23 protein-coding genes and 1 tRNA gene are annotated in these 24,760 nt (G+C 53.1%); 4 read left to right on the top strand and 20 right to left on the bottom strand.

The window, feature by feature from the left end:
* Positions 1-51: 51 nt before the first annotated feature.
* Positions 52-138, bottom strand: a tRNA-Ser gene (locus HY845_00225).
* Between the two features lie 135 nt (positions 139-273).
* Here HY845_00225 and HY845_00230 point away from each other — a divergent pair.
* Positions 274-2,091 (top strand): DNA primase, encoded by a 1,818-nt coding sequence (locus tag HY845_00230; GenBank protein QQG52143.1) that lies wholly within the window; start codon positions 274-276, stop codon positions 2,089-2,091.
* A 126-nt stretch (positions 2,092-2,217) separates the two neighbouring features.
* Positions 2,218-3,330, top strand: a complete 1,113-nt coding sequence (rpoD, locus tag HY845_00235) for an RNA polymerase sigma factor RpoD (protein QQG51772.1) — start codon at positions 2,218-2,220, stop codon at positions 3,328-3,330.
* A 200-nt stretch (positions 3,331-3,530) separates the two neighbouring features.
* Here the strand turns inward: rpoD and HY845_00240 are convergent, their stop codons facing one another.
* The 11 genes from HY845_00240 to pyrF form a co-directional block, all read right to left on the bottom strand.
* Positions 3,531-4,874, bottom strand: a complete 1,344-nt coding sequence (locus tag HY845_00240) for a hypothetical protein (protein QQG51773.1) — start codon at positions 4,872-4,874, stop codon at positions 3,531-3,533.
* A gap of 125 nt (positions 4,875-4,999) precedes the next feature.
* Positions 5,000-5,773: a polyphenol oxidase family protein gene (locus tag HY845_00245; protein ID QQG51774.1), complete on the bottom strand. Its 774-nt coding sequence runs from the start codon at positions 5,771-5,773 to the stop codon at positions 5,000-5,002.
* Between the two features lie 35 nt (positions 5,774-5,808).
* The gene (locus HY845_00250) at positions 5,809-6,090 is read right to left on the bottom strand and encodes a hypothetical protein (protein ID QQG51775.1); all 282 of its coding nucleotides are present in this window, start codon (positions 6,088-6,090) and stop codon (positions 5,809-5,811) included.
* 82 nt (positions 6,091-6,172) lie between these two features.
* Positions 6,173-7,636 (bottom strand): lysine--tRNA ligase, encoded by a 1,464-nt coding sequence (gene lysS / locus HY845_00255; GenBank protein ID QQG51776.1) that lies wholly within the window; start codon positions 7,634-7,636, stop codon positions 6,173-6,175.
* Positions 7,637-7,673: 37 nt separating this feature from the next.
* Entirely contained in the window at positions 7,674-8,774 is a 1,101-nt protein-coding gene (locus HY845_00260) for a hypothetical protein (protein QQG51777.1), read from the bottom strand.
* 162 nt (positions 8,775-8,936) lie between these two features.
* Positions 8,937-10,019 carry a DNA recombination protein RmuC gene (locus tag HY845_00265; GenBank protein QQG51778.1) on the bottom strand — a complete coding sequence of 361 codons (1,083 nt, stop codon included), beginning with the start codon at positions 10,017-10,019 and terminating at the stop codon, positions 8,937-8,939.
* Positions 10,020-10,066: 47 nt separating this feature from the next.
* Positions 10,067-10,288 (bottom strand): hypothetical protein, encoded by a 222-nt coding sequence (locus HY845_00270; GenBank protein QQG51779.1) that lies wholly within the window; start codon positions 10,286-10,288, stop codon positions 10,067-10,069.
* Positions 10,289-10,357: 69 nt separating this feature from the next.
* A complete protein-coding gene (locus HY845_00275; protein ID QQG51780.1) occupies positions 10,358-11,278 on the bottom strand; it encodes a phenylalanine 4-monooxygenase in 921 nt (306 codons plus the stop codon).
* Positions 11,279-11,460: 182 nt separating this feature from the next.
* Positions 11,461-12,321: a phosphoribosylaminoimidazolesuccinocarboxamide synthase gene (locus tag HY845_00280; GenBank protein QQG51781.1), complete on the bottom strand. Its 861-nt coding sequence runs from the start codon at positions 12,319-12,321 to the stop codon at positions 11,461-11,463.
* A 150-nt stretch (positions 12,322-12,471) separates the two neighbouring features.
* Positions 12,472-13,209 carry a hypothetical protein gene (locus HY845_00285; protein QQG51782.1) on the bottom strand — a complete coding sequence of 246 codons (738 nt, stop codon included), beginning with the start codon at positions 13,207-13,209 and terminating at the stop codon, positions 12,472-12,474.
* 6 nt (positions 13,210-13,215) lie between these two features.
* Positions 13,216-14,052, bottom strand: coding sequence for an orotidine-5'-phosphate decarboxylase (pyrF, locus tag HY845_00290; protein ID QQG51783.1), 837 nt, complete (start codon positions 14,050-14,052; stop codon positions 13,216-13,218).
* 174 nt (positions 14,053-14,226) lie between these two features.
* Between pyrF and HY845_00295 the strand changes: the two genes are divergently transcribed.
* Positions 14,227-15,702, top strand: a complete 1,476-nt coding sequence (locus HY845_00295; protein ID QQG51784.1) for a hypothetical protein — start codon at positions 14,227-14,229, stop codon at positions 15,700-15,702.
* A gap of 62 nt (positions 15,703-15,764) precedes the next feature.
* On the opposite strand, the gene msrA is transcribed toward HY845_00295, so the two are convergent.
* The 4 genes from msrA to HY845_00315 all read right to left on the bottom strand — a co-directional run bounded on the left by msrA (position 15,765) and on the right by HY845_00315 (position 18,837).
* Positions 15,765-16,253, bottom strand: coding sequence for a peptide-methionine (S)-S-oxide reductase MsrA (gene msrA / locus HY845_00300; GenBank protein ID QQG51785.1), 489 nt, complete (start codon positions 16,251-16,253; stop codon positions 15,765-15,767).
* A gap of 81 nt (positions 16,254-16,334) precedes the next feature.
* Complete coding sequence (locus HY845_00305; GenBank protein ID QQG51786.1) at positions 16,335-16,826, bottom strand: hypothetical protein; 492 nt, start codon at positions 16,824-16,826, stop codon at positions 16,335-16,337.
* Between the two features lie 158 nt (positions 16,827-16,984).
* Positions 16,985-17,587, bottom strand: a complete 603-nt coding sequence (locus HY845_00310) for a hypothetical protein (protein ID QQG51787.1) — start codon at positions 17,585-17,587, stop codon at positions 16,985-16,987.
* Between the two features lie 50 nt (positions 17,588-17,637).
* Positions 17,638-18,837 (bottom strand): hypothetical protein, encoded by a 1,200-nt coding sequence (locus HY845_00315; protein ID QQG51788.1) that lies wholly within the window; start codon positions 18,835-18,837, stop codon positions 17,638-17,640.
* Between the two features lie 143 nt (positions 18,838-18,980).
* On the opposite strand from HY845_00315, the gene HY845_00320 reads away from it, so the two are divergent.
* Entirely contained in the window at positions 18,981-21,098 is a 2,118-nt protein-coding gene (locus HY845_00320; GenBank protein QQG51789.1) for a hypothetical protein, read from the top strand.
* Here the strand turns inward: HY845_00320 and HY845_00325 are convergent.
* From HY845_00325 to HY845_00340, 4 genes are all read right to left on the bottom strand, one after another.
* Positions 21,095-21,607, bottom strand: coding sequence for an NUDIX domain-containing protein (locus tag HY845_00325; GenBank protein ID QQG51790.1), 513 nt, complete (start codon positions 21,605-21,607; stop codon positions 21,095-21,097). The genes HY845_00320 and HY845_00325 overlap by 4 nt on opposite strands.
* 85 nt (positions 21,608-21,692) lie before the next feature.
* Positions 21,693-22,670: a hypothetical protein gene (locus HY845_00330; GenBank protein ID QQG51791.1), complete on the bottom strand. Its 978-nt coding sequence runs from the start codon at positions 22,668-22,670 to the stop codon at positions 21,693-21,695.
* Positions 22,671-22,797: 127 nt separating this feature from the next.
* On the bottom strand, positions 22,798-23,580 hold the full coding sequence (locus tag HY845_00335) for a hypothetical protein (protein ID QQG51792.1): 783 nt from the start codon (positions 23,578-23,580) through the stop codon (positions 22,798-22,800).
* 32 nt (positions 23,581-23,612) lie between these two features.
* Positions 23,613-24,743 (bottom strand): quinone-dependent dihydroorotate dehydrogenase, encoded by a 1,131-nt coding sequence (locus HY845_00340; protein ID QQG51793.1) that lies wholly within the window; start codon positions 24,741-24,743, stop codon positions 23,613-23,615.
* Positions 24,744-24,760 lie beyond the last annotated feature (17 nt).

Raw genomic sequence — 24,760 nt, forward strand, 5'->3', positions numbered from 1 at the left:
ACGGGTTCTTACCCGTTTCCAGAAACCAATTCTTTAATGCGCACTCTGTCGCGGAAGAGGTGGGATTTGAACCCACGATACCCTTGCGGGTAAACCGCCTTTCCAAGGCGGCGCCATAGGCCACTAGGCGACTCTTCCATAACGAACGTACGCGCGTGAGTTTTCTGAACGCACGCGATGATTTTGCCAACTGGCCTTCTTTCGCAATGCTCAAGACAGGCCACTAGGCGACTCTTCCAAGACAAACTCTCAAAGTCCTTTGTATTCTAACCTATTTTCAGGTTAAAATGCAGCCCAGGAGCGCCACTGAACGAAATTGAGGAAGTTAAATCTCGAATTGACATCGTTGACCTAATTGGCCAATACGTTGCCTTGCGCAAAGCTGGGGCAAATTACAAGTGTATCTGCCCGTTCCATCAGGAGAAAACTCCTTCGATGATGGTTAGCCCGCAAAAACAGATATGGAAATGTTTTGGCTGCGGCCGTGGCGGCGACCACTATAAATTCATAATGGAGGCGGAACACCTTGAGTTTGGTGACGCTCTGCGCTTGCTTGCAAGTAAAGCTGGAGTTGCATTGCAGCCACGCACTCAAGCCGAGCACCAAACCCGGGATAACAAAGAAACGCTTTATACGATTAATAATTTGTCGTCGAGAGTCTTCCACAAAATTTTAACAGAGCAGCCAGCGGCCAAAAAAGCACTTGAGTACTTGAAGAAGCGTAGGTTGAGCGATGAAACGATCAGAAAATTTCAAATCGGCTTTGCGCCCCGCCGTTTTGATCTGCGGGGATTTTTAATAAAGCGGGGCTACAAGACGACGGATATCGCTAAAGCCGGAAATCCGGACAAGTTCTTCGAGCGCATTACCTTCCCGATTTACGACGTGCTTGGCCATACGATTGCGTTTACGGGTCGGGCGCTCGGCGATACTCAGCCGAAGTATCTGAACTCACCCGACACGCCGCTTTTCAGTAAGAGTCGGACAATTTATGGTCTAAATTTTGCTAAAGGTGCCATCAAAGACAGGGATTACGTTGTCCTAGTTGAGGGACAGATGGATGTTATCGCCTTGCATCAAGCGGGCGTCGAGCAGACGGTTGCCTCTTCTGGAACGGCTATTACCGAAACACAAATTCAGACCTTGAGTAAATACACGCCGAACTTCTTACTCGCGTTCGATAACGACGAAGCGGGTCGAACAACGACCAAGAAAGTTATCGAGATGCTCCTGCGCCTGGACTTGAATGGTAAAGTCGTTGAGTTTGGTGACTATAAAGATGCGGGCGAGCTGTTCGAGGGTGATGGCGGTAAGCACTGGGCGGAATTTGTTAAAAATGCCAAGGAAGGTTTGGAGTGGTTTCTCAGTCAAGAAATCAAACGGGCCGGGGATATGAAATTTATCGAGAATAAAAAGAAAGTCGTCAAAGCGATGCTGCCGATTCTCACTCTTGTCACGGAGCCGACGCGCCTCGATCATTACACTCAACGCTTATCGGTGGCACTGGGAATTAAGACGGAGGCCGTCTATGAGGCGCTGAAGAAAGCAGCGGCCCCTAAAGAGACAAGTCCGGTTTCGCCTAACCCGAAAGTCGCAGACATTCATCTGACAAACGAAGATCAGCTACTGGCAGTAGCGCTAGCTAGAATAGATTTACTGATGCCGTACAAGGAGAAATTCGACAACGTTTCATGGCAGAGTGAGGATGCTTCAAAGATCGCGGATGAGATAAAAAAGCTGTTTGCCAAACCCGCGGGGCTTGGAAAGTCATCCAAGGAAGACTATACTGATAAAACTTTGACGAAAACCCCGTCTCAGTTTCTCTCTCGGGTGAAAACAAGCCTTGACTCACGATTAAGTGAGAAGATCGATTCGTGGCAATTTTGGCACTCTAACCAGTGGGGCGAGATGAGTGACGAGCTTGGGCGCGAATTGATCGAAGAAAAACTTGGTCAGTTATCGACGCTGGATTATGAACGACGAAAAGTTGAGCTTGCCCTACAAATTCGTCGTGCCCAGGAGAAGAACGATCTTGAAGGGGTCAAAAATTTAATGAAACAACTAAGTGAATTGGCAAAGGAGCGCGGGTGAGATGTCGACAATAACTTTTCGGCCGCGTCAAAAATCCGCTAATTTTTGCGCTCCCGCTCGACTAGTCGTCTCGGCGAAGCCGAAAAATTATTGCCAACTATAGAAGGAAATAAAAGGAGCTAAATTATGGCAAAAGCTGTGCCGAAAAAAATAAAACAAGACGCCGGGGTAAGTTTCCCGGAGGAATTAATGTACTTAATCCGAAAGGGCCGACAGCACGGCTTTGTGACTTATAAAGAAATTGTCCAAGCTTATCCAGAGCCGGAAAAAGACTTGGAGATGATCGACGCTTTCATCCGTTACTTAGCGACAATTGGTGTGGAGATACGCGAGGCAAAACCGCTGCTCGAGATTCCAGCCGAAGGGGACGCGAAGAAAAAGCACGACAAAGATGACGATCTGACTGGTCTCGGCGAAGATTCGGTGCGTATGTACCTACGCGAGATTGGCCAATACCCGCTACTTACACCGGACGAAGAAGTGCGGCTGGCAAAACGTATCGAACGCGGCGACAAAGCTGCCAAGCGCCGTCTGACCGAAGCAAACTTGCGTCTGGTAGTTTCGATTGCCAAGAAATACATCGGCCGCGGTTTATCGCTCTTGGATCTAGTGCAAGAAGGTAACTTAGGTCTCCAGAGGGCAGTGGAAAAATTTGATTACAAGAAAGGTTTTAAATTCTCGACGTACGCAACATGGTGGATTCGCCAGGCGATTACCCGCGCCATCGCCGACCAAGCCCGTGTCATTCGTATCCCGGTTCACATGGTGGAAACAATCAACCGCTACATGAGGGTCCAGCGCGAGCTGCAGCAAGAACTTGGTCGCGAGCCGACCTACGATGAGCTGGCTAAAAAGCTCGGCATTGAGGTCGAGAAATTGGAACATATTATGAAGATCTCGCAAGATATTGTTTCGCTTGAAGCGCCAGTTGGCGAAGAGAACGACTCAACGCTTGGTGAGTTCATCGAAGACAAGCAGCAGATGTCGCCCGAGGAGCAGGCTATTTATCAATTAATGAAAGGCCACGTTCAGGAATCCTTATCAATCCTAACGCCCCGCGAGCAAAAGATCTTGCGAATGCGTTTTGGGCTGGATGACGGCGGCAAAACCCATACTCTGGAAGAAGTCGGCAAGGAATTCGGTGTCACCCGCGAACGTATCCGTCAGATTGAAGCAAAAGCTTTGCAAAAATTAAAGAAAAACGAAGAGTCCTCGCGTCTGCGTGACTATTTGACCTAAGCTATCGCTCTCGCTTTTGCTTCACTTCTTGCCCTACGGCTCGCAGTTGCAGCGAAAGCCTTGCAGAAACTAAAAAAGCACGAGGAATCCTCGCGCTTGCGTGACTACTTAACTTAAATCTAGGCAAAAGAAGAGGCGGCCCCTTGCGGGGCCGCCCATTCGGACGTGGCAGCCGAAACACTAGGAGTGTCGCGGTTGCATTAGGTGTAGTCGAAGGTGCCAGCGAGGGCGCTCGTGCCGTCACGATTGACGACGTGGACCCTGTAGGTTCCCGGGTGGGCTACGAGAGGAGTCTTGCCCTCGATCGCGTCGGCGTAGTACTTGAGGTTGGTTGCCTGGTAAACGGCACCAGTCCCAGCACCGACAATCTCCTCGAAGACCACCTTCGTTCGGCGGCCGTGGCCGGTGACCATGATCGAGAAGGCGTCACCGCCCGCGATCGGTCCGGTTATTGTGTCGATGTTCCTCGTGACCGTCGGCGGCGGCGCAGGCGTGTTGCGTGCTGCCATCCAACCTCCGATGAACGGAACGCCAACCTTGAGGATAAACCACGCAAGGCCAAGGCTGAGGATTACGACGACGAACCAAAGCCAATTGGCGACGAGCCAGTTGATGGCGATGTCGTACCAGGCCGGGCCCGAAGGCTCGGTCGGCTGCTCCTCGGTTGGCGTGCTGGTTGTTCCGCCAGTGCTTTCCTCGGTCGTCGGTACCGACGTGGTGGTGTAGTCAATGTTCGAGTCGTAGCCGCCTTTGGCGAGATACGCTTCGACGTTTGACTGCCGGTTGTTCAGGCGCTGGATCGGCTTCTCGCCGAGCGTGTCCTTGGCAACCGACCAATCGTCGATCATCGCTGGCATCGGGCCGGTGCCGTTTTTGCCGTACTGCTCGTTTAGCCACTTGATGGCGTTGCGAGCACCGGCGATCTCGGATAGCGCTTCATGGTTCGTTTTGTACCACTGGGCGATATCTTTGATCTTGGCGACCTTCTCGACCTCACCGAGCCACGCAGAGAGCTTAAGACCCTCCTTAGTGGTGGCGGCGCGGTTACCGGACGACTTAGCGGACTTGTAAGCGCTGCTTCGCCGGTTCACTTCCCGCTTGATGCGGTTAGAGACTCGGGCGCGTTCGCGCTCGGCAGCAAGGCGTTCGGCCTCGTTCCGGGCATCGACGGCCGCCTTCTCAGCAGCTCTCAGACGCTCGATCTCGTTCTTGGCGCTTTCGAGCTCGAAGCGGATGCTCTCGATATCGCTTTTGCCAAGTCCGTTGCCCTCGCCGGTACCGCCTTTGGTGTGGTCGATGACGCAGTCCTCTTGACCGCACGTCTCGCACATCTTGTGAGCTTTCTCACAGTCCCAGTGCCCTTGCGAGCACTGCGAGTGCATTTTTGTGCAGTCGGGGACCGGGCAGTCCGGTCGGTTGCAAGCGTGAGTCTGCTTGGTTGGAGGCGGAGTCTGCTGTTGCTGACCCCACTCATCGGGGATTTTCTGGGCTGTCGCGAAAGTCGCGACGAGCACGATGACGAATAGAGCGATTAACTTTCGCATGTTCTGTTTCTCCTAGTTTTTGGCTGTGTGCCACGCTGCGCTTCCCGTCGGGTTACGCAGTGTCGGGCGCGAGTATAACAGGTATAGCCCCAGAAGTCAACGGTTTAGGGCGGGGAAATTAATAGCTATTTCAGGATGCCAATGAGGCAACCAAACCGACCTTCGGGCGTTTTATCTTGCTCACTGCGACGATGCGAATAGAATTTTTTGTTTTTACGGGTGTCGATACCGCTGTTTTCGATATTTTTCGGGTCAATCCCGGCTTCAGCTAGCTGATCGAGAGCGAATTTAATCCAATCGGCTTGGAACTGGTTGCCCACCTTCTTTATATACGGCTTCCAGGCTTTCAGCCGTTCAGGGCTAATCTCATGAAAATCTTTAAAAAGTGAGGACTCTTTCTGCAGTGCGGGCGAGAGACCGACGATGATCTTCGAGGCGTCGCAGTTGAACTTTTTAACCATATATTCTACGGCCAACTGAGGAACTTCTTTGTCTACGCCCCGCCAACCGCAGTGAACCAAGCCGCAAACCCGTTTTTCAGGTTCAAACAGAAAAAGCGCCAGACAATCGCCCACAATGACGAACAGGTAAGTACCCGGAGAAGTGGTGAAAAAGCCGTCGCCAGCAATTCCCTCGGAGGGGCTATCTATCCCCCGTCCTCGATCTGTTGCGTCTAAATCATAAAACTTCTTACCACCAACAACCTGCGTGGCGACGACGTCGTGTTCGTTAATCCCTAAATCCTTAAAAAATAGACGTCGTTTGTCTCGTACATCCTTGGCGGTTTGCTGATTGTTTTCGGCCCATTTATAGGACAAATTACCGTAATCTGTCGTCGAGATGCCATGCACAATATTCGGTAGTTTTGAGAACTGCTTAAAACGAAGAAGGCCCATCATGCTTCGTAGTGTAGCAGATGGGCCTTCGGTTTGGGTCAGTCACCTGAACCCAAAGTCATGACTTCTCGTAGCTCGCTCTCAAGCGTCGCCTTCTCCTGCGGGTTGGTTTCCCGCTTGATTGCCTCGACGAGGCAGTCGCGGGCGTCGCCGTATTGGCAACGCTCGAAGTTGTGACGCGCGAGCAACGAATGAAAGATCGATTCGTTCGGACATTGTTTGGCAGCGTGACGCAGCCACTTGCTGTCGAACGGTACTTCTCCCTGGGCCATGCCTTGGGCTCGGTAAACGAAAGGTACGGAACCAGCTAATCCTGCCATGTTCATCTCCTGTAACTGCTCGACTTAGGCAGTGGTGGCGTTACTCTACCAAGTTTAGCGTATTTTGTCGAGACGATATGCTCTACTTTTTTGGTCGAAGAGTCGGGAACGGGATTACTTCCTTGATCGAATGTTGGTCGGTTAGCAGCATTACCAGGCGCTCAATGCCTAAGCCCCACCCGGCCGTCGGCGGCATGCCGAATTTCAAGGCTTCAATAAAGTTCTCGTCGAGCATCTGTGCCTCTTCCCAGCCGGCGTCTCTCATCTTCATCTGTTCGCGGAAACGGGCCTCTTGGTCGATCGGGTCGTTCAGCTCTGAATAGGCCTTCACTAACTCAAAGCCGCCCGCGGCGATTAGTTGAAATTGTTCGGCCAGTTCTGGATTGGCACGATGGCGTTTAGCGAGCGGCTGCAAGGCGATTGGGTAATCAATGACGAAAGTTGGCTGCATTATCTTGTCGCGGCAGACTTTTTTGAATAACTCGTCGACAAGCTCACTCCACACGCTAATTTTTTGATTCTCAAAAGTTATTTTTTTCTCATCGACGGCTTTTTTGAGGTCTTTAAAATCAGTCAGTTTTTCGATATCAATCCCGGTGTCTTCACGGACAATCTCAACGTATTTTCTGACAGCGAAGTCACGAGAGAAATCGATCGTCTGGCCTTGGTATTTGACTTTGAGCGAACCCGTAACTTTTTTGACTAACTCTTGGACTAGCGTCTGAGTCGCTGCCATAAAGCCCACATAATCCTGATACGCCCAGTACGCCTCGGCTGAATAGAACTCCGGGTTATGAATGTGAGACAGGCCTTCGTTACGAAAACTTGGCCCGATCTCAAAAACTCGGTTAAACCCACCGGCCACCAGTCGTTTTAAGTAAAGTTCAGGCGCAATACGTAAATAAAAATCTGCCTCCAAAGCGTTATAGCGTGTCTTGAATGGTTTGGCGGCCGCTCCGCCGGGGATTGGTTGCAGAATCGGTGTGTGGACTTCCAAAAATCCGTGACGGATAAAAAACTCGCGAATGAGTTCAACGACCTTGCCACGAACCTCGATCAAATGACGAGCGTTTTCGTTGATCTTGAAATCGAGCGCCCGCGAGCGATAACGCGTTTCAACGTCCGACAAGCCATGCCAGTGTTCCGGAATAGGCAGCAGGGATTTTGAGAGCAGCGCATATTCTTTAACTTTTAGGGTCATCTCCCCAGCTTTTGTGGTAAATAATTCGCCGCTGGCCCAGAGAAAATCGCCGACGTCGAGTAGCGCTAAATGTGAGTAGTCTTTATCCCCAATCTCATCCTGCTTGAAGTAAGCCTGCAGTTTGTCGCCTTCGTCAACGAGGTCAAAAAATGTTGATTTGCCGTGGCCACGGATGCCGGAGACGCGTCCAACGATTGCTACCTTGGCGCCATCTTTTTTTTGCCTGGCTTCGTTAAGGGTTAGGTGTTCTGGCACGACGGCAGGGTATGGGTTAACGCCGAGCTTTTGCAGCTGCTGAAGTTTGTCTAGACGTATCTCGCTTTCCGGCCGTGCCTGCTGATTCATCCCTGTTAGTTTACCAAACCTAGAAACTGGCGGCTAATTAGTTAGCGGCTACGGCTGGCTTTTTCTGCCAGTCGCCGGTCTGGGTGTTGAGAAGGGCGAAGAGAGAGACGGCCCGAATGTCTGGCGTCGCGAAGGCATACTGCATCACTCGGTCGTTACCAATTCCGTAACCAGCGTGAGGGTTAGTCTTTTGCGCCTTCATGATATTTAGGTACCAGGCAAAATCTTCGTAGGTGCCGCCCCGCTCGAGGTGAAGCTTAAACATTGTCGAGGCCTTCAGTCTCTCATCGAGGCGTTCAAACTCGTGCTCTCGCACCGCTGAGCCAACGCCTTCGCCGGAATACGGGAGGATGAGATCGGCAGACAGGGCAACCCTAGAGTCTTTGGAGGAAGTTTTCATGTTGAAGAACTTTATTTCTTTTGGGTATTTCATGATGAAGACTGGCAATTCCTCTCCCGCGGCGTTAAGTAGCGCCACGACTTTTGCCTCTTCATTTGATTCGAGATCGTCCCCGAATTTTAAGTTTGGAAAGCCATTATCCTTGAGCAGCGCAATTGCTTCCTCGTACTCTATTCTAAGGAACGGTTTACTCAGCGCTTGCTCGAGTTTTTTTACGTTGCGACCGTAGCGAGCGAGAGTGTTAGATTCGGCTTGAAGCGCGCTTGCGACCATGGCGCGAATCGCGTTCTGGATGTGCTCAAGTAACGCCTCGTACATTCTGTCCTCGTCGTAGCTCTCCCTAGCCATTCCAGCCAAGGTGCAGTCAAACTCTTCCTCAATTAGCCGAAACTGTCTCAAATGACGACTGTCTTCCTTCTCTTCGTCGCGACCGGAATGAATAATCGTGCAAACACCAGGCAGCGTTTGAAGTGCTTGCTCTAAAGATAATTGGCCAGTTTGGGCGAAAAATAGCGGCACTTCGGTTCGGCTGCCCACCCGAAAAAGCGTGTCGATATTCTCGCAGGCTCCTGTGATGCCAACGATTGCCGGCACGTCGACGTACGTTAAGCCACATTTTCGGTAATGCTCGAGCACGCCACTTGTCATCGCTTCGTTAACCTTTGCCAGCGCGCGAAAGTGCTCGTTGAAATCAACCTCGATCTTCTTTCCCCCGACCCGTAGGCCAATCTTGTTCATCTTCCTCCTCCTAAAATTGGGTAAAAAAAAGAGGCCAAAAGCCTCAAATTGTCTCGCCCTTATTTTTCTTATGTCTATTCATAATTCTTATTGCACCCTTGTAGACGCTACGCATTTGGGTTGCGGCTGTCAAGCGTCGCTCCCCTTGATTGGCAGCGGAAATTATTCGAGGGTACGCTGCTCGTCGACTGGCGAGCCGCCGGCTTCACTGAAGACCTTCTGGTTGTCAATCTGGTCCATAACTCGTCCTAACTGCCGGCTCCTAGTTGAAGACACAACCTGGAACTGTTTTGAAGTCGAGTCGAGTCGGGCTCCTAAGGTGTCAAGCTCGCCGGAGAACTTATCGTACTCAGCGCGGAACTTCTGAACTAATTGAATGATCTGATGGATGTTAGATTGTAAACGGAAGTTAGAGTGGGCCTGTTTGACTAGTCTTAATAGGGCGACGAACGAATACGGCCCGGCTAGTACGACCTTTTTCTGCATCGCCTCTTCCCAGATGTCGTTAGAGTGCTCATATATATAACTAAAAATCATCTCATTAGGGATAAAGGCGATGGCGAAATCAACGGTGTTGTCCTCTTGATTAATATAGTCGCGAGTCGCGATTTGTTTAATTTTTTCCCTAACGTCGCGTTGAAATTGAGCGAAATGGCGCTTCTTTTCTTCGGCGTCGCTTGCCTCGACGAATTTCTGCAGGTTTTGATACGGAAACTTAACGTCGATATTAACCTTGGTTTTGTCAGGCAGTACCAGAGTGAAGTCCGGCCGTCCCTCGCCAGCCTGTGTTTGAGAGAAATAGTCTTGGTTAATAACGAAGCCCGCCATTTTCAACAGGTCCTCGGCAATGCGCTCGCCAAAAGCGCCGCGCATTTGGTTGTTGCTGAGAATATTTTTCAGCTGATCTGTTGAACCGCGTAACTCACTGGCAAGCTGCTTGTGGGTTTCGAGCTCTTTTTTGAGTTCCGAAAATGACGAGATACGCTCTTTCTCGCTCTCCATGAATTGGCGGTTTGTTTCGGTGACGTGTTTGCGTAACTCGTCGACAATACCCTTGATAACGTCTTTCTTGCCCTCAAGGTCAGTCTTCATCTCTTCTTTATCGCTCGACAGCTTTTCTTTAGCGATGGCGATAATTTGCTCAGTATCGTGGCGACGGGATCGTAAGAAAAAATAAGTCAGAGCTGCGCCGACGAAAACACCGACGGCAACTCCGCCAACAGCAACGTAAACAATGGGATTCATGCTCCCATCATTCTACCTAATATTGGCTAGTGGTAAACTCTACGAACCTATTTCTTGCGCAACAAGCCCAGCTCGAGCTGGATGTATCCCAGGCCAATAATTACCAAGCCGCCCATTACTTTGAGCGACGGAAAAGCGACGATCAGCTCATTCGCGCTAACGTTAGTGAGCCAACCGACTAATCCAAAAGCCAAGATCGCTGCGCCGAGAATGATCATTGTCATCGCGACGGCAACGAACGGCTTATCCTCTCTTTTATGCCAAAACATTTTCCCTCCTTATACTATAAGTAAAGCACCCCATCGCGCTTCGGCGCAACAGGGTGCTTAGAGACGAGCTCAAACGGCTTCAAGGAAGGACTTGATATCTTCCTCTCTGACGTCCGGCTCGCCGGGGGAGACATTGTCGAGACGACCTTCTTCAAGCCAACGAGCAAGGACTGCAAGTTGTTCAAAGAGGTGATCGAAGTTCTCGACGAAGAACAGCAGCGGCTGGAAGTGGTGAATCTCAAAGTACTGGTTGATCACCCACCTTAGGTCAAGCGGAAAGCGCTGAACCTGCGGCGAAACGATACTGTGGCGAATCTCAGCGTGGGAGCTAAGCAAGCCACTACCGTAAACTTTGAGACGACCGTCTCGATCCGATTCCATCAGGCCGAATTCCACCGTGAACCAAAAGACCCGAGCCAGCGCCTTGATGTTCGAGGCGACAACATCGATCTGCTCGTCGCCTCGAAACTCGCTTTGAGAGCGCTTGGCAGCTCGCTGAGCCACCTTGCCGAATTGAACCAAGTTGTCGGCAAAACGCCGGTTAGTGTGCATCGGTACGTGTCCGGCAATGTCGTGAAACATGTCCGGCTCCGGCAGATAGCCGAGCTTTTTGCCATCGCGAACGGTGACAGTAGTTGGAAACTCCCGATTCCTTAGACATTGAAAGAATAAGAAAGCAGGAACGTAGCCGCTCACCCCTTTGGCTTGGAAGCCGGTCAGGGGTTCGAGGAAACGGTTGATGTCTCCAAAGTTCGGCACTTGGTCCGGCTGGAGGTTCAAGGCCGTTACACCTTCCAGAAACTCCGGGACGGCGAACTGCCGCCAGCGCGGCATTTGCCGCAGGTAAAGTCGTCGCCAGGTATCGTGGTTAGCCTGGCTATAGCATTCGTAAGGTTGACGCGGCAGGTAGAACTCACCATTTTCATTAGCTTGTTCTAGCCAGGGCGTCTTGGTCGTGGTTAGGCCTGAGCCAGGGGTACCAAACTCCATTATCCGATAGCCTCCGATATGTCGAGGAGCGATTCCTCAATCTGGGGGAATTTTAGCACGTGTTTAAATCAAAAGAAGTATTTATTGTTCAAGCAGAACAGTCGTTAATTATAAAAAGCGAACAGGCCCGCGGAGGAATCCCCACGGGCCTGGATGGTTGCGTTGAAGCTAGAAGCCGCGAGCTAAAAGAAGCTTTCGGTCATCTTGGCAACGCGCTGGTAGTTGTCGCTGATCTTGGCCATGGCTTCGGCCTTGGCCTCCGGGTCATCGGTGCTGAGGTTTCGGTAAACCTGCTTGTCCAACATTCCATCGGGCTGACCGTAGTGCCAAATGCGCCACGAGTCGTTATCGATCACATCGGCGAGAATGAGGCGACCATAGCGGTCGAACCCGAACTCGACCTTTAAGTCGACAAGTACCATGTGGTGCTTCAACCACGCCCGCTCCAACGTTTCGAAGACCGAGGCTGCCCCGAGCCGCATCAAGTTGATGTGGTTCTCGTTGAGACCCAGCGCCTCGACTTCTCGAGGGCTGAGCTTGCCAAGTTCGGTTACGGCCGAGATCGGTTGCTTGGCATCGTGTAGTGAAAACCAAGGCTTTCCGTTTTCGCCGAACTTGCAGATCATGATCGGGTCGTGCTCGGCATCATCCTTGTAGAAGAACTCGATCACGAGGTCGGGGAACTTTGTCCCCTCGGCAACATCGGGGTTTCTTTTCAGATACGACCCGGCTACAACCCGTCGGGCGACAACCTCGATCGGGACCATCCTCGCCTTGACAGCGCGAAAAGTCCGGTCATCGTGGCGAGCAAGGAAATGGGTCGGCACGAGGCCGACGCAGTTGATGAGCTCGAAGACGTTGCAAGTTGTGGTATTTGCCGCAACGGCTTTTCCTTCGAGGATGTCGTGTTTGGCGCCATCACCGGCGGTGATGTCGTCTTTTGATTCAACGAGGACAACGTTGAGGTTAGAGGTTGGCCAAATAATCTTGGTCTTGCCCTCGGCCAACTGGTCGCCACGTTTTTCTGGGGCTGAGCTGCTCATAGTGTAATGCCTCTAGGTGAAGGGTGCGGCACAAAACAGGGGTCCTGTGCGCTCAAGGAGGGATTATAAGGTAAAGCCACCTCGATGCCAAGGTATGAAGCGAGCCCGCAGGAATTTCCTGCGGGCTCGTGATCCGTGGCACTTGGCGATTTATCGCCTTGCGCCGGTGAGTCGCTGCCAGTTTTCGGCTGGCACTTTGGGCTTGAGGCGCTCCGAGCCCTGTTTGCAGAGCGGGCAGTCCTCGGGCTCCCAGGTCTCGATGTCGTAGTGGGCCAATCGGAAAATCGGCTGGCCTTCAAACTCCTCGATAGGAGAGCGGTGGACTAGCGTCGCCACGAACGGTGCGAAGCGAACCGGTGTACTGTTGCCCGCGATGATGCCGTTACGGACAGCAACGAGAGTTTTCAGCGTTGTCATCAGCTCCTCGACTTGGATGACCGTGTCTTCGGGCCTGATTTCCAGACGCTGCCAGCGTTGAGCGTCACCGTCTTTTTCGCCACAGCCGTGACGAGCACCTAGACAGTCGGCCACGCTTTTTGAGAGATCGATAGCGGCGTACGCTGAGCCGATCACCCAGACGTCCCGACCATGTAGATTCGGATACGATTGCTCGATCTGCCGAGCGATCATCGCACCAAAAAGGTTACAGATCGGGGTGTACGATAGGGCGGGAAGAACGTTGACGAAACCGTCGCTGCACTTCCCGCTAGTCAGAATGGCGTGCGGATCCTCGGGGTTGCCCGAGTGCATCCAGAAGCAGTCAGCGAGCCTGAGGATGTGAGTCACCTCCTCCTGGCTCATAACGCCCGCGATATCGTCGGGGCGAAGGTCGAGAATCTCGTCGATCGTTTGAGCAGCGAGAATTGAGGTCATAGCAGGGTTCATCATCTCTCCTCAGGTGGTAGCGATTGGGGCTCGTGCCGCCAGGGCTTGGGCGATTTCATCAGCGATCAGCGTTACCGCCGAAGCGGAGTCGCCAATCTCAGCAGGCGGTTGGGTGATCGGCCGCCCAATCACTAGATAGTCAGCGCCGAGCGAGATTGCCTCGAACGGCGTCATCACTCGGGATTGGTCGTCCTTGCTCGCCCAATCCGGCCTAACACCGGGCGTGACGATAAGAAACCCGGGGCCACAGCATGTGCGAATAGCCTCGATTTCTTTTGGCGAAGCGACCACGCCATCAGCCCCGCTGTCTTGAGCGAGTTTAGCGAGGCTCACCACCCGTTGTCGAATCTGCTCGTCGTGCCCACCGTTGCCGCGCTCCACTTCTGTAAACATACTGATTTCGACTAGGTCGTCATAACCCAGGCTAGTCAGGATGGTTACGGCCAGAAGCTTCGGTCTGGGCGGCACACTGGTTGAGGCGTCGCGCCAACGTCGTTCGTAACCTTCGTCGATGCCCTTGCGCGCCGCTTTCATCATCTTCGACCCGCCATCGGCGTGGACGTTGAGCATTGAGATTGCGGCGTCTTGCATGAGAATCCGGCAGGCTCGTTCGACGGTGTTGGGGATGTCCTTGAACTTCCCGTCCCAGAAAACCCCAGCGTTCTGTTGAAAGGCGCGGCTGGCAACACGGTGTGCTGCTCCAGAGCTGATGAGCTCGAAACCGACCTTGAATAGCCCGAGTTGGCCGCCAAGCTTTTCGATAGGCTCGGCAGCTTCGTTGTAGGTTGAAAAGTCGAGCGGCAGCATTATTCGATCCGCTGCCTCTTTTCGAAGCTGTTTTTCCATGTAGTTCTCCGTACCGTAATGTCAGGATCAATTCCTGTGCGGTCATTGTACGGTAAACAGGACTTACAGTAAAACCTCAGACCCTGTTAAAAATGTCGAGCTTGCCGTAAAATAATCCCAACGTAATCCGGGGAGGCGGGTTACTGCCTGCACCCTACATTCTGGAGATGAACTATGATAGAACGCTACGCGCAGGAAGACATTACTGCGATTTTTTCTGACAAGACTAAGGTGAAGCGTTGGCAGGATACTGAGATCGCGGTAACCCAAGCCTACACTGAGAGCCACGAGTTCTCAGAGGCTGATTTCCGCGAATTCAAGGGCGCTTTGCTCGCCCATCCTGTCGACCTGAAGTGGTGGAAGCGCCGCGACGAAAAGATCCACCACGATCTCAATGCCTTTCTGGAGGAACGTGCGCGGCGCCTGCCGACACGCCTTCAGCCGTTGCTTCATAGCAACATGACCAGCTACGACACCCAGGAAGCGGCTTTTGCCCGGACTCTCATCGATGCGAGCCACCTGGTCCTGAAGGAACTGGCGAAACTCAAAGAGGTGTTGCAGGCCCAAGCGCTTAAACACCGCTTCTCTCTAATGGTTGGCAAAACACACGGCCAGCAAGGCGAGCTGCAGACTCACGGTAAACGCTGCATCACTTGGCTACGAGCGCTTGAGGCCGACCGTCTGCTCATTGAGCAGGCGAAAGCCAAGCTGCGCTACTCCAAGATCTCGGGGGCTGTTGGCAACTGGGGGCCAATCCATCCGGACATTGAGCGCCGGGCGTTAGAGATTCTTGGCCTGGAGCCGTATTGCGGCGCCACTCAGATCATCCCACGTGAGATCTACACGCCTCTGGCGGACGCCCTGGCACAGACAGTGTTGACGATCGACAAGATCGCTCTCGATATCCGTCTCAACGCTCGGACGCCGTTGCCGCTCTATCACGAACCGTTCGCGAAAGAGCAAAAGGGCTCTTCTGCAATGCCGCATAAGAAGAACCCGATCAACACGGAGCAGCTTGAGGGAATGGGGCGGATGGCTTCCACGTACGCCGCTGGCATCAAGCAAAACATTCGGACTTGGGAGGAGAGAGCAATCGAGCAGTCATGCGTCGAGCGTGTGTTTTGGCCGGATTTGTTCCACGTCACAATGCGCGCCGTCTCGGTGCTAACCAAGGTACTGAAGGGCCTGGTCATCTATCGGCACAACATGCTGATCGAGATCATTCTCAGCCGGGGCTGCTACGCCACGGCCGGTGCCAAAGAGGTGCTGAAGCAACTCGTCGAGCCGCATGGCTTGAAGGCCGAGGACGCTTACCGGGTAATTCAACTCGCGGCGTTCAACATCTTCGAGTACAGCGGGCCAGTGCTCAGTATGCCAAAGTCACTCGACCAGGCGGAGCAGCAACTTGCCGAGTTCACGGCGACTTGGCAGTTCGAGACTCAGCCGACGACGTTAGCCGATTATGTGATGCGCGCCGAGCTGCAGCCGTCGTCACAGCTCAAGGCCTCAGCTTGGAAGATCAAGCAGTGGAACCGAGCTCTACGCAAAGTTTTTGTCTGCCCGCAGGCGAGACTTGAGTGGACGGAAGCGTTCCGGCCGACGAACGTGCTGAAGCACGAGGCCCATCTCTTCGAACAACTCTGCGCTTAACGGCGCACACAGCCGAAAGGCGACCTTCCCAGTGGAGGTCGCCTTTTCAGTCGCCTATGGTTCTAATGAATTGATTTTAGGTCGATATGGCAGTAACCGCCGGGATGTTTCTCTAAGTAGCGCTGGTGCTCCTCTTCGGCGGGGTAGAATTTATCCAGTGGCCTGATTTGAGTCACAATCGCTTCGTCGTAAGTACCTGATTTCTCAAGGTCTTCTTTGGATTTTTCCGCGGCAATTCTCTGCGCTTCGTTGTGATAAAAGATCACTGCCTGGTACTGCGGTCCAACGTCGTTACCCTGCCGGTTTTCGAGGGTTGGGTCATGAATCTGCCAAAAAATCTCTAGCAACCGCTCGTAGGAAATCTTTTTCTGGTCGAACGTAATCTGTAGCGCTTCGACGTGGCCAGTCCGGCCGCCGCAGACTTGTGAATAAGTGGGACTATCGACATAACCGCCCGTGTAACCGGCGACAGTCCCAACTATGCCCTTCCGCATACGAAAAGCGGCTTCAACGCCCCAAAAACAACCGGCGCCAAACGTTGCTTTATCCATATTTAAATTATCGCATATCGGGGTAGTAAAACTGACGCCCCACAGATTCTGTGGGGCGTCTTTGGGGAGGGTCAGGGCGATTTAGGGTCTACTAACAACCAGCAGGCCCTCGCTCGCTCGAGAGAGTTTGGAGCCAGGTCCCACCAGGCGGCCAAGGCGGTTGGCCTCAATGAGATCAGCCTGGGTAATTGGCGGCTTGTAGTTGCCGTTCAACACCACGTAGCCGGTCTCCGTTCCCAACACTACCTCGAGACGCCAGCCCTCCTCGGCCACTAGCAGCTCGCCAAGGGCCTTGGGACCGATCTGGCTGTCGAAGAACAATGCGACCTTCGACGGCCAGCCCTCGTGCTCGGCGTAGACCGAGCAGCAGCCTCGGACCAGCTTCGGCGCCATCATGGCTAGACTGTTTGTGGGAATGTGCTCCGTAGCACGAGCCAGTAGCTGCAGCTGGAACCAGGCAGCCTCTTCCGTGCTGAAGGGCGGCTGCAAAACGGTCTCAACGGCCTTATGCAGAACCTTCCAACCCGGAGTCTTCGGCGCCTGATGGGCGTTGAGATTCCTTGATTTCGACATCGTTACGAACTCTCCTTGTCAGCTTTTTAGCTGACGGGTGGGACAATACTACTCGGTTCAGCCCCTAGAGTCAAGGAGGGCGAGGAAGTTTTTATAAAGAAGTGGGCCAGCCGGAAATCCGGCTGGCCCTGCCCTTATTAGGGGCGTAGTCGTCGAGTCTAGAAGCGGAACACGGTCGTGAAGCGGAGCTCGTCTCCCCTTCCGTTGCGAGTCCCCTTCAGAAATGCCAGTCGCAGCGTGACGTTGTCCGCGATCTGGTAGGCGGCGACGGGGCCAAGCCGAAGCTGGCTCCAATCGCTCTGGGTAACATAGGAACCTTCCAGCCCAAACCTCAAACGGCGCTCCTCTCCGAGGAACAACCGCGCGGCCGGGATAAAAAGGGTCGGCCTCGCTCCCTGCTCGCCGATCAGCGAACCAGTCACGAAAAGTGACCAGTTTTTACCGCTGCCGTCGAGGGTGAAGGCCGGGCCCGTCTGGCGAACTCCTTGGGCGAACGCCACGAAGACGCCCGGGGTGAAGTTCAGCGATCCCAACTTGAGAGGCTTCTTGAGGTAGCCCTCAAGCCAAGCCAGAGGCTGGGGTTGATTCCAGCCAAACACGTAGAGCGACAGGTCCGCGTCCCTGGTGCCAAAGTCGATCCAGCAGTGCTGAGCCGTTTGAAAACCGGGGTGGTGGAACGCTGAGAAGCCGGCACCAGTTACCTGGGCCTGGGCGAGCGAGGTCGCCGCGACGACGAATGCGATTGCGAGGTATCTATTCACGTTCTATTCCTATGGTGTGTTGCCAGGGACCAGAGGACGATGCCCTCCGATCAGACGACGAGCGTCTGAACCGTCAAGGGCACGTGGGTTATCTCGCGGATCGGGCCAGGCCGAATTTTGCGCTCAGGGTTGTAAAACAACTGAGGCGAACTTAGCGGCAAGGCGGTGATCGTTATCGAATTCTCGGCTAGTGCCATCTGGGCGATGCCGACAGGCCAAGGCGGGTCGGGGTCTGTAGTGCCGAAGGCGACCGCAAGGTTGTGGCTTGCAGTGATGCAGGCCTCACCCTTAGCGGTGTCGTTGTTGGGCGTTGACGATGCGAGGCTGAGTAGCGGTAGCAACAACAGCATGACGCTGAGCGCTGTGACTAGGCTCCAGCGCGGGATGTTGCTCTGGCGCAGTTGAGCTCGCCAGGCGCGGAAGCGTCGATGGTTGCTAGCGACTTTGCGGACGAAGAGCCGGTCTGCTCGCGAGAGCGGGCCGAACAACTTCTTCCAACTCCGGCCGCTCCGCCGGAGCTCCGCTTCCGCGATGACCTCTCGCCATGTGTCGAAAGGATAACGCCATAAGTCGATCGGCCAGCAGATGATTGCCTTGATCCAGCGTCGCAACTTCTGTAGATCGCTCAGATTTCCGTTAGAGCCAAAGGCCCGCAGTGGATAAGTTAGCGCACTCAAGAAGGCGATCTTGCCGTAGCTTGCAACCAGCCAGACGGCAAAGCCCCAGATCCACATGTACCAAGGTACTGGTGGAGACTTGGGCAACTTCGCTGCCCTAGCCGCTTCAGAAGAAGCTACTAGTTGGCTAAGTTCGGATCGTAGCTTCTGGCGGAATTGCTCGGTCTTGTCCTGCTCTTCTTTCAGAACCTTCTGGACGGCTGGATTATCCCAGCCGTTTTCGATGTTCTGTTGAGCAAGACGCTGGAGTTCCAGCATGTCACCGAACGTGGTCGCGGCTTCAAACTTGATCTCGTAAACGTATGAGTCGCGGAGATCGGAGAAGTATTCTGGAATGCTATAGGCTTGTCCAAGCTTCTTAGCCCGATCAACCTTTTGTCGTAGTAGGTTGCCCCACTCCGATTGCTTTTCGAGTCGAAGATGGGCGTTAGGGTTAGTGTCGCGGATCCATTCCGAAAAGTTCCGGCCGACCCAGCTGCCAAGCCCCGTGGCCCAAAAAATCATAAATATAAAGATCACTACTTGAGGAAGCCCGCAGAGCTCCTCACGCAGCGACCGCTTGTCGTCTAACATGATTGTCTCCTTAGGCTGCCTGAGCAGCTGGGCGCAGTCTACCGGAAAACGGTCGAAAATCAAGGTGCGGCGACTCAATTTCAAGGTGAGGCTTACATTTTTTGCTCGCGGCAAAGGGTGTACGCTGATCGTAGGCTTATCTTATGTCGCCCAGAGTTGAACGGAAGTATTTTCGGGCTACGGCTCTTATCCTGATCGGATTGGGCGTTGTTGTCCTGCCGTTAGCAACTTTTCTGCTCGGATGGTTCGAAAGCACAAGCGCTGATAAAAATCTGGAAAAGGTTCAAAATGGCATAGAAGCGGATAAGAATTTTGCCAAAGATCAGACAGCAGCAACGGTTGCTGAAGGGCGAATCCCGGAACTCATAGCTAAACAAGACGTCTTGGGTCTTGTAATGGCTCTGCAAGAAGAAGCCGCGGCGAAGCAGCTAAGCACAATGGTGGCCGTTAACGACGATGGCGTTGCCCTGGCTCGTTACCCGACCACCTCCAGTCGTGGCGACTTTGTCGCTCAAACTACACCTTGGGGGCGTTCAGCTGCTCAAGGCAAAGCATTAACGACCGTCGGTCCTGGGCGAAACTTCCCATTGATAGCTCTCTCAGCGCAGCCAATATTACGCGGCGGATCTGTTAGCGGTGCAGTTTACGGTGGCTTCTGGCTCGATGACGATTATGCGCAGCATTTTAAGCAGATTTATTTTGGTGAGGGCACTAATATTGAAGTCGCCTTTTTCACAGAGCTCGATGGCGTGGTTGGCAGCAGTTTCGCTTCTGAGAACGCGCGCGAATCTGTTGCGGCGTACATTAATAGCGGTTCCGATCTTGTTCGGGCTGCGGGTCTCCAAAAGCGCGTTAGGCTTGGCGATCGGCACTTCCTGGTTAAGAAAGTTGCGATCAAAACGGCAGAAAATGAAATATATGGTGGGGCGTTTGTCTTTGTGCCCCAGAACAGGGCGGTCCAACAATATGTCCTGTCGGTGATATTCGGCCTAGTTTTTGTCGCGATTATCCTGCACGTCCGCCGCAAACCTTTACGAACAGTGACCGTGGTTGACTGGCTCTGGTTGGTACTGGCAGGGTTCATCGTTGCCGCAATGACCTTTGCGGCCTACCGTATTGTTGCGCGCACTGTTGTTACCCCTATGGATAGTCCTAAACCGACGATCTACAATTCTGTACTCGGTCTTTCGCCAAATGCTGACATCGTCGACAAAAATTTCGAGAAACGCGTTGCGGTCAGACTAGCTTCTGGCGGCGAACCAGTGAACGCCGTCCAAATTGGCCTCTCATTCAACCCCGCTGTAGTGCAAGTCAGGGAACTGGTGACGACAAACTCCTTCTGTCGTCAGGATCTAATCACCCAAAGGATAGTTGATAACACGCTTGGCACGGTTGATTTTAGCTGTGGCTTGCCCACACCTGGCTTTGGCTACGGGGTTGGCACTATTGTTGAATTAGTCCTGAAGCCAGTCGCCGACGGCGAGACAGTGATAGGCTTCAACAAAAGTAAAACGAGGGTTCTGGCAAACGATGGTCTGGGTACAAATGTTTTACGAGCCGCGGCCAATGGCAGCTACAGGGTAGTCGATCTTGCAAGCTCGAGTAGTGAACCGAGTACCTCAGAGCAAACCTCTTCGGCACTTCCTTCGCTGGATAGTCTGGCTGCGCCTTTAGTTTTCTCCTCGACCCATCCTAATAGTGAAGTGTGGGTTGCTAGTCGGCGGGCAGAGTTTAGTTGGCAACCTCGGGAGGGTTACCAAGCAATTTATCGCTTGGATCAGAGTTCAAATGGCACTCCAGAGAGCGGGACCGTTACCGCTAGCGCCAGTACGGTCGTTGTACTCCCTGCCGACGGCGAACAATACTTCCACGTCGCCTGGTTAAAGGACGGCGTCATGGGGCAGGTTGCTCACTATCGAGTGAGAATTGATGAAACAGCGCCTGAGGCGCCTGTTGTTCGGGCTAGCCAAAACCGCGTCAAGGTTGGCGAGGTCGTTCGTTTTGAGTTTGCAAGCAGCGACGCTACAAGCGGTTTGCAGGACACCTTCTATACTAAGGTTTACTTGAAGGGCCGCGAAGAACAGCTCCGCTTGCCCTCGGCTTCAACGCTCTCGGTGCCATTTGAGCAGCCAGGGACTTATTTTGTCGAGGTCAGAGCTTTTGATAACGCCGACAACTACAGTGACACTAAGTACGTCATCCAGGTTGAATCTCCTTCGCTAATCCAGAAACTGATTGATTTTGTCCGGTCGTTAGTTTAACTCGGTGCGATAAGTTTTTTGACCCGCGCAATAATCGGTGCTTCGTTGATATCTTCACGCCCGGTAGACTTAAATTGTTGCTGCATTTTTTGCATCAAAAAGTTAGGCTCATGCCATTCTAGAGTGCTGCGAGCTTCAGCGTCGCCACGACGGCGACTGTTAAGATCGTCAGAAACGTATTGGCAAAGAAAATACAGGGTGGTTTTTTCGATCTTGGTATTTTTTTGAGTGAAGTGGCACAGAATACTGCCGATATATGTCTTTAAGGTCGTCTTCATGCCAAACTCTTCCATTAAGCCGCGGCTAAGCGCAACTTCTAGCGTCTCGTTAGGCTCAACGGTTTCGCGCATTAACAAGTAAACATCGCGCTCGTAACGGGTGCCGAAAACCTCGAACGGTAACTTAGTAAAGTGATGACTGCAGATTTTACCTTCATCATTAATGACAACAGCCCCGATGCTGAGGTGGCTCTGGCCATTGTCCTTCCAGGAAAAATAATTAGCTGCCATGAGCTCATATTAGGGTTAGCGCCATATAATGTCGAGATAAGTAAATGGGCCCGGGGTATTCCCCGGGCCCACTGATGAGGCTTTCTCACACGCAAAGCCCTCGAAGCGTCTCTTCGGTGTCGGTTAAACGCTCGTCCTGCTTCGCAATGGCAAGGTCGAGCTCCCTGACTTGCTGCAGGTGTCGATCCTTATCGCGAAGGGCGGCGTCGCGGAGCTTAACGAGCGTTGCTGCCTCCCGCTGAAGCTGTTCGATCCGTTCATGACGGCGAACTTCTTCTTGGTCCTCGACATACTCGCCGAATAGAACCGTGGGCAGGAAGACCTGGTCCTTGATTCCCGGAACAGGTTCGAGTACGCCAAGCTTGACGAGCTCGTTGACCAACGCCTGGGTGATGTTCGAGTTCTCGAACCGCACATGCATCAGTCGGCTGATTTCCTGGCAAATGGCACCGTAGCCAACGCCTGCGAGGCAGTCTGAGCGATCGTTTAACGCCGCACAGAGCTGCTGCAAGAAAGCTCGCTTCTTGACAGCCCTGACGTATTGCAGTGTCTGATCGAGCCGCTGGGCTCGTTCTCGCCGCTTCCTGCCGACAATCGCTTCGGGACCGTCGGGCACCTCTTTGGTGAGGGACGCCATTGGGTCGTGCTTGCCCAGATGTAGCTGGGCTGCCGGACGGGCGCGGACGAGAATCTCGTCGATCCGTCCAGGGTCAGGGTGAACGAGGTGGCACAGCCAGTGATAGCGGCTTTGCTCGTCGGTCACTTTCCTTCCAGGTTTTGGACGAATCCTAACCTGAAGGCTTGATTGGTTATATTCAGGGCGACAGATCACCACCAGGCCGGTGAATGATCGACTACCCGGAATGCGACGGCATTCGACTTGCAACTCAAGCTCAAGCGTCTCCTCGACGTCTGGAGCAATCGTATTCAGCCATTCTGTTGCCGTCTCCTCGAGCGCCACAAGCGGCGGCTTAATGTCGTGTTGACCTTGCGGCCGACCGTTACTCACTGTGACACGGTGTTGAGGCCTCGGCTTACGACTACGATTAAAGATAGTTAGCAACTAGGTCTTCTCCGATGAAAGGATCAGCTCCTGAGTCGAAACTCAGTAGTTGTCCGCTTCATTTTACTGCCAAACGGAAACTAAATCCACCACTTAAGGGGGCATTTTAGCTAATCTCGGCCTGGATCTAACGGCAGTAATCACTAGTTTTGCCGCTGGTAGAATCGCCGCCGGGTAAGGCTTTGAGTACTGCTGACTCAGCTGCCGGGAGCCAATCTAGCCAACAAACGGCATAGATCGCCTGGTCGCCTTCTTCTTTGTGAGCAGCAACCCATGACGAATCTTCGGAAGCCGCATTCTTCTGACGCTTGTCGTAAAGACCGAAGTCAAACGACGCGTTCGGACCCTCCGGGGCGCCGGGCGGACTATTCTCAAATCCAACCGCTGTGGCAATTATTTCGCCCGCCTCAACACTGACGTTGGAAACACGGCTGGTTCTTGAGTTATCTACCTCTGCTTCGGGCAACTTGTCGGCTGCCGCTTGAAGTTTGGGCGAGAGCGTCTTCAAATGGTCAAACCGATATTCCAGGCCACAGTCGGTCTTGAAGTCAAACATATACTGCAGCTCATCCATCTCTATGTAGCGGCTACCACCCGTGACTTTGGCTGCTAACGGTGCCACAACATTGGCCAGGTTGTTGTCGGTATTATTCAACCTGAAGCCACCGTGTGGTTTGAAGTCGCCGCCGCGTACTTGCCCTGGGTAAAGAACGCTCGTAACTAACGAAACATCCACAGGTGACTTCAAAGCAGTCGGGCTGCAGGCAGCCTGAGTATTGGTTGCGTTCGAGCTTGTCTCGGGTGAGGCAGGGGAGCTTTTATGTCCGGTACTGAGGTAGATTGCTAGCCCAGCAAACAAGATCACCAAAGGCAAAGCGATGAAAATAAACATCCGTCGCGTCGGGCTCATAAAATTATCGTAACCGGCTTATGAAAAACTGTCTATTTCGCGCTGCGGTGGGCACTGCCGACAGCTTGGCTAAGCGTGCTATAGCCGTCACGTTTCAACAAGCGCACCAGGCCGCGGTTAATCTCGCCGATAAGTTGGGGTCCGTTGTAGACCATTCCAGTAATGAGTTGAACGAGCGTCGCCCCGCGCCTAATTTTTTCATAGGCGTCCTCGGCGCTGAAAATGCCCCCAACGCCTATCAGGGCGAATCTATCGCCCGACTTTTCATAGATGTAAGACAGCAAGTCGTTAGACAACTCCTCAACGACCTTGCCGCTGATACCGCCAGGCCCAGGAATCACCTTCTCGACAATTTTTGCCCGTATTTTTTTATTGTCACGGTCCTTAGTCAGGTTGGCGCAAACTAGGCCACTGACTTGGTATTTTGTACAAATCTCTAGAATTCTATCTACTTGTTCACACGCCAAGTCCGGCGGTAGTTTGACGAAGACAGGCTTTTTAGTCGGAACGGTTCGCAGCTCGTCGAGTAAGGTCTCAAGCCGGGCGACGTCATTGAACGGTTGGCCGCCGAAAGCGTTCGGGCAACTGATGTTAACAGTGGTGTAGTCGCCGATGTCGCTGAAGGCCTTAAAGCTCTTTAAGTAGTCCTCGACGCCGGCCTTATCTTGGGCGGTCGCTTGGATATTCGCTTTGGCGACGCTCGTTCCAACGGGAAGCGTAAAACTTTTGTTTTTCAGTCGTTTGGCAACGGCGGCACTGCCCGTACTATTAAGGCCGTAATTAACGACAAGAGCCTTTGAGGCTCTCAAGCGCCACAGGCGTGGTTTGGCATTCCCTAGGCTAGGTAGACCTGTGATTGAACCGATTTCGGCGTGCCCAAAACCAACTGCTGGTAGGATGTCGACGAGCAGCCCCTCTTTGTCGAAACCCGCCGCGAGGCCAACCGGATTAGAAAACCTAATGCCGCATACAACTTGTTCCAACATCGGGTGGTCGTAACGTAAGGCGAATCTAACTATCCATCTCCAGAAAGCCGAGTGGCCAAGCTTGATGCCAACCTGGGTCATGCGGTCGTGCACTTTCTCGGCGTCGTGGGCAAAAAAATAGGGCTTCATCGCCCCTCGATATATTCCGCCAATTATTCTTGCCAAGACTGTTTGCATGATTTAATTCTATTCTC

The organism is Candidatus Berkelbacteria bacterium, assembly GCA_016432625.1.
In the GTDB taxonomy this organism is placed as follows: Bacteria; Patescibacteriota; UBA1384; order 2-12-FULL-50-11; family 2-12-FULL-50-11.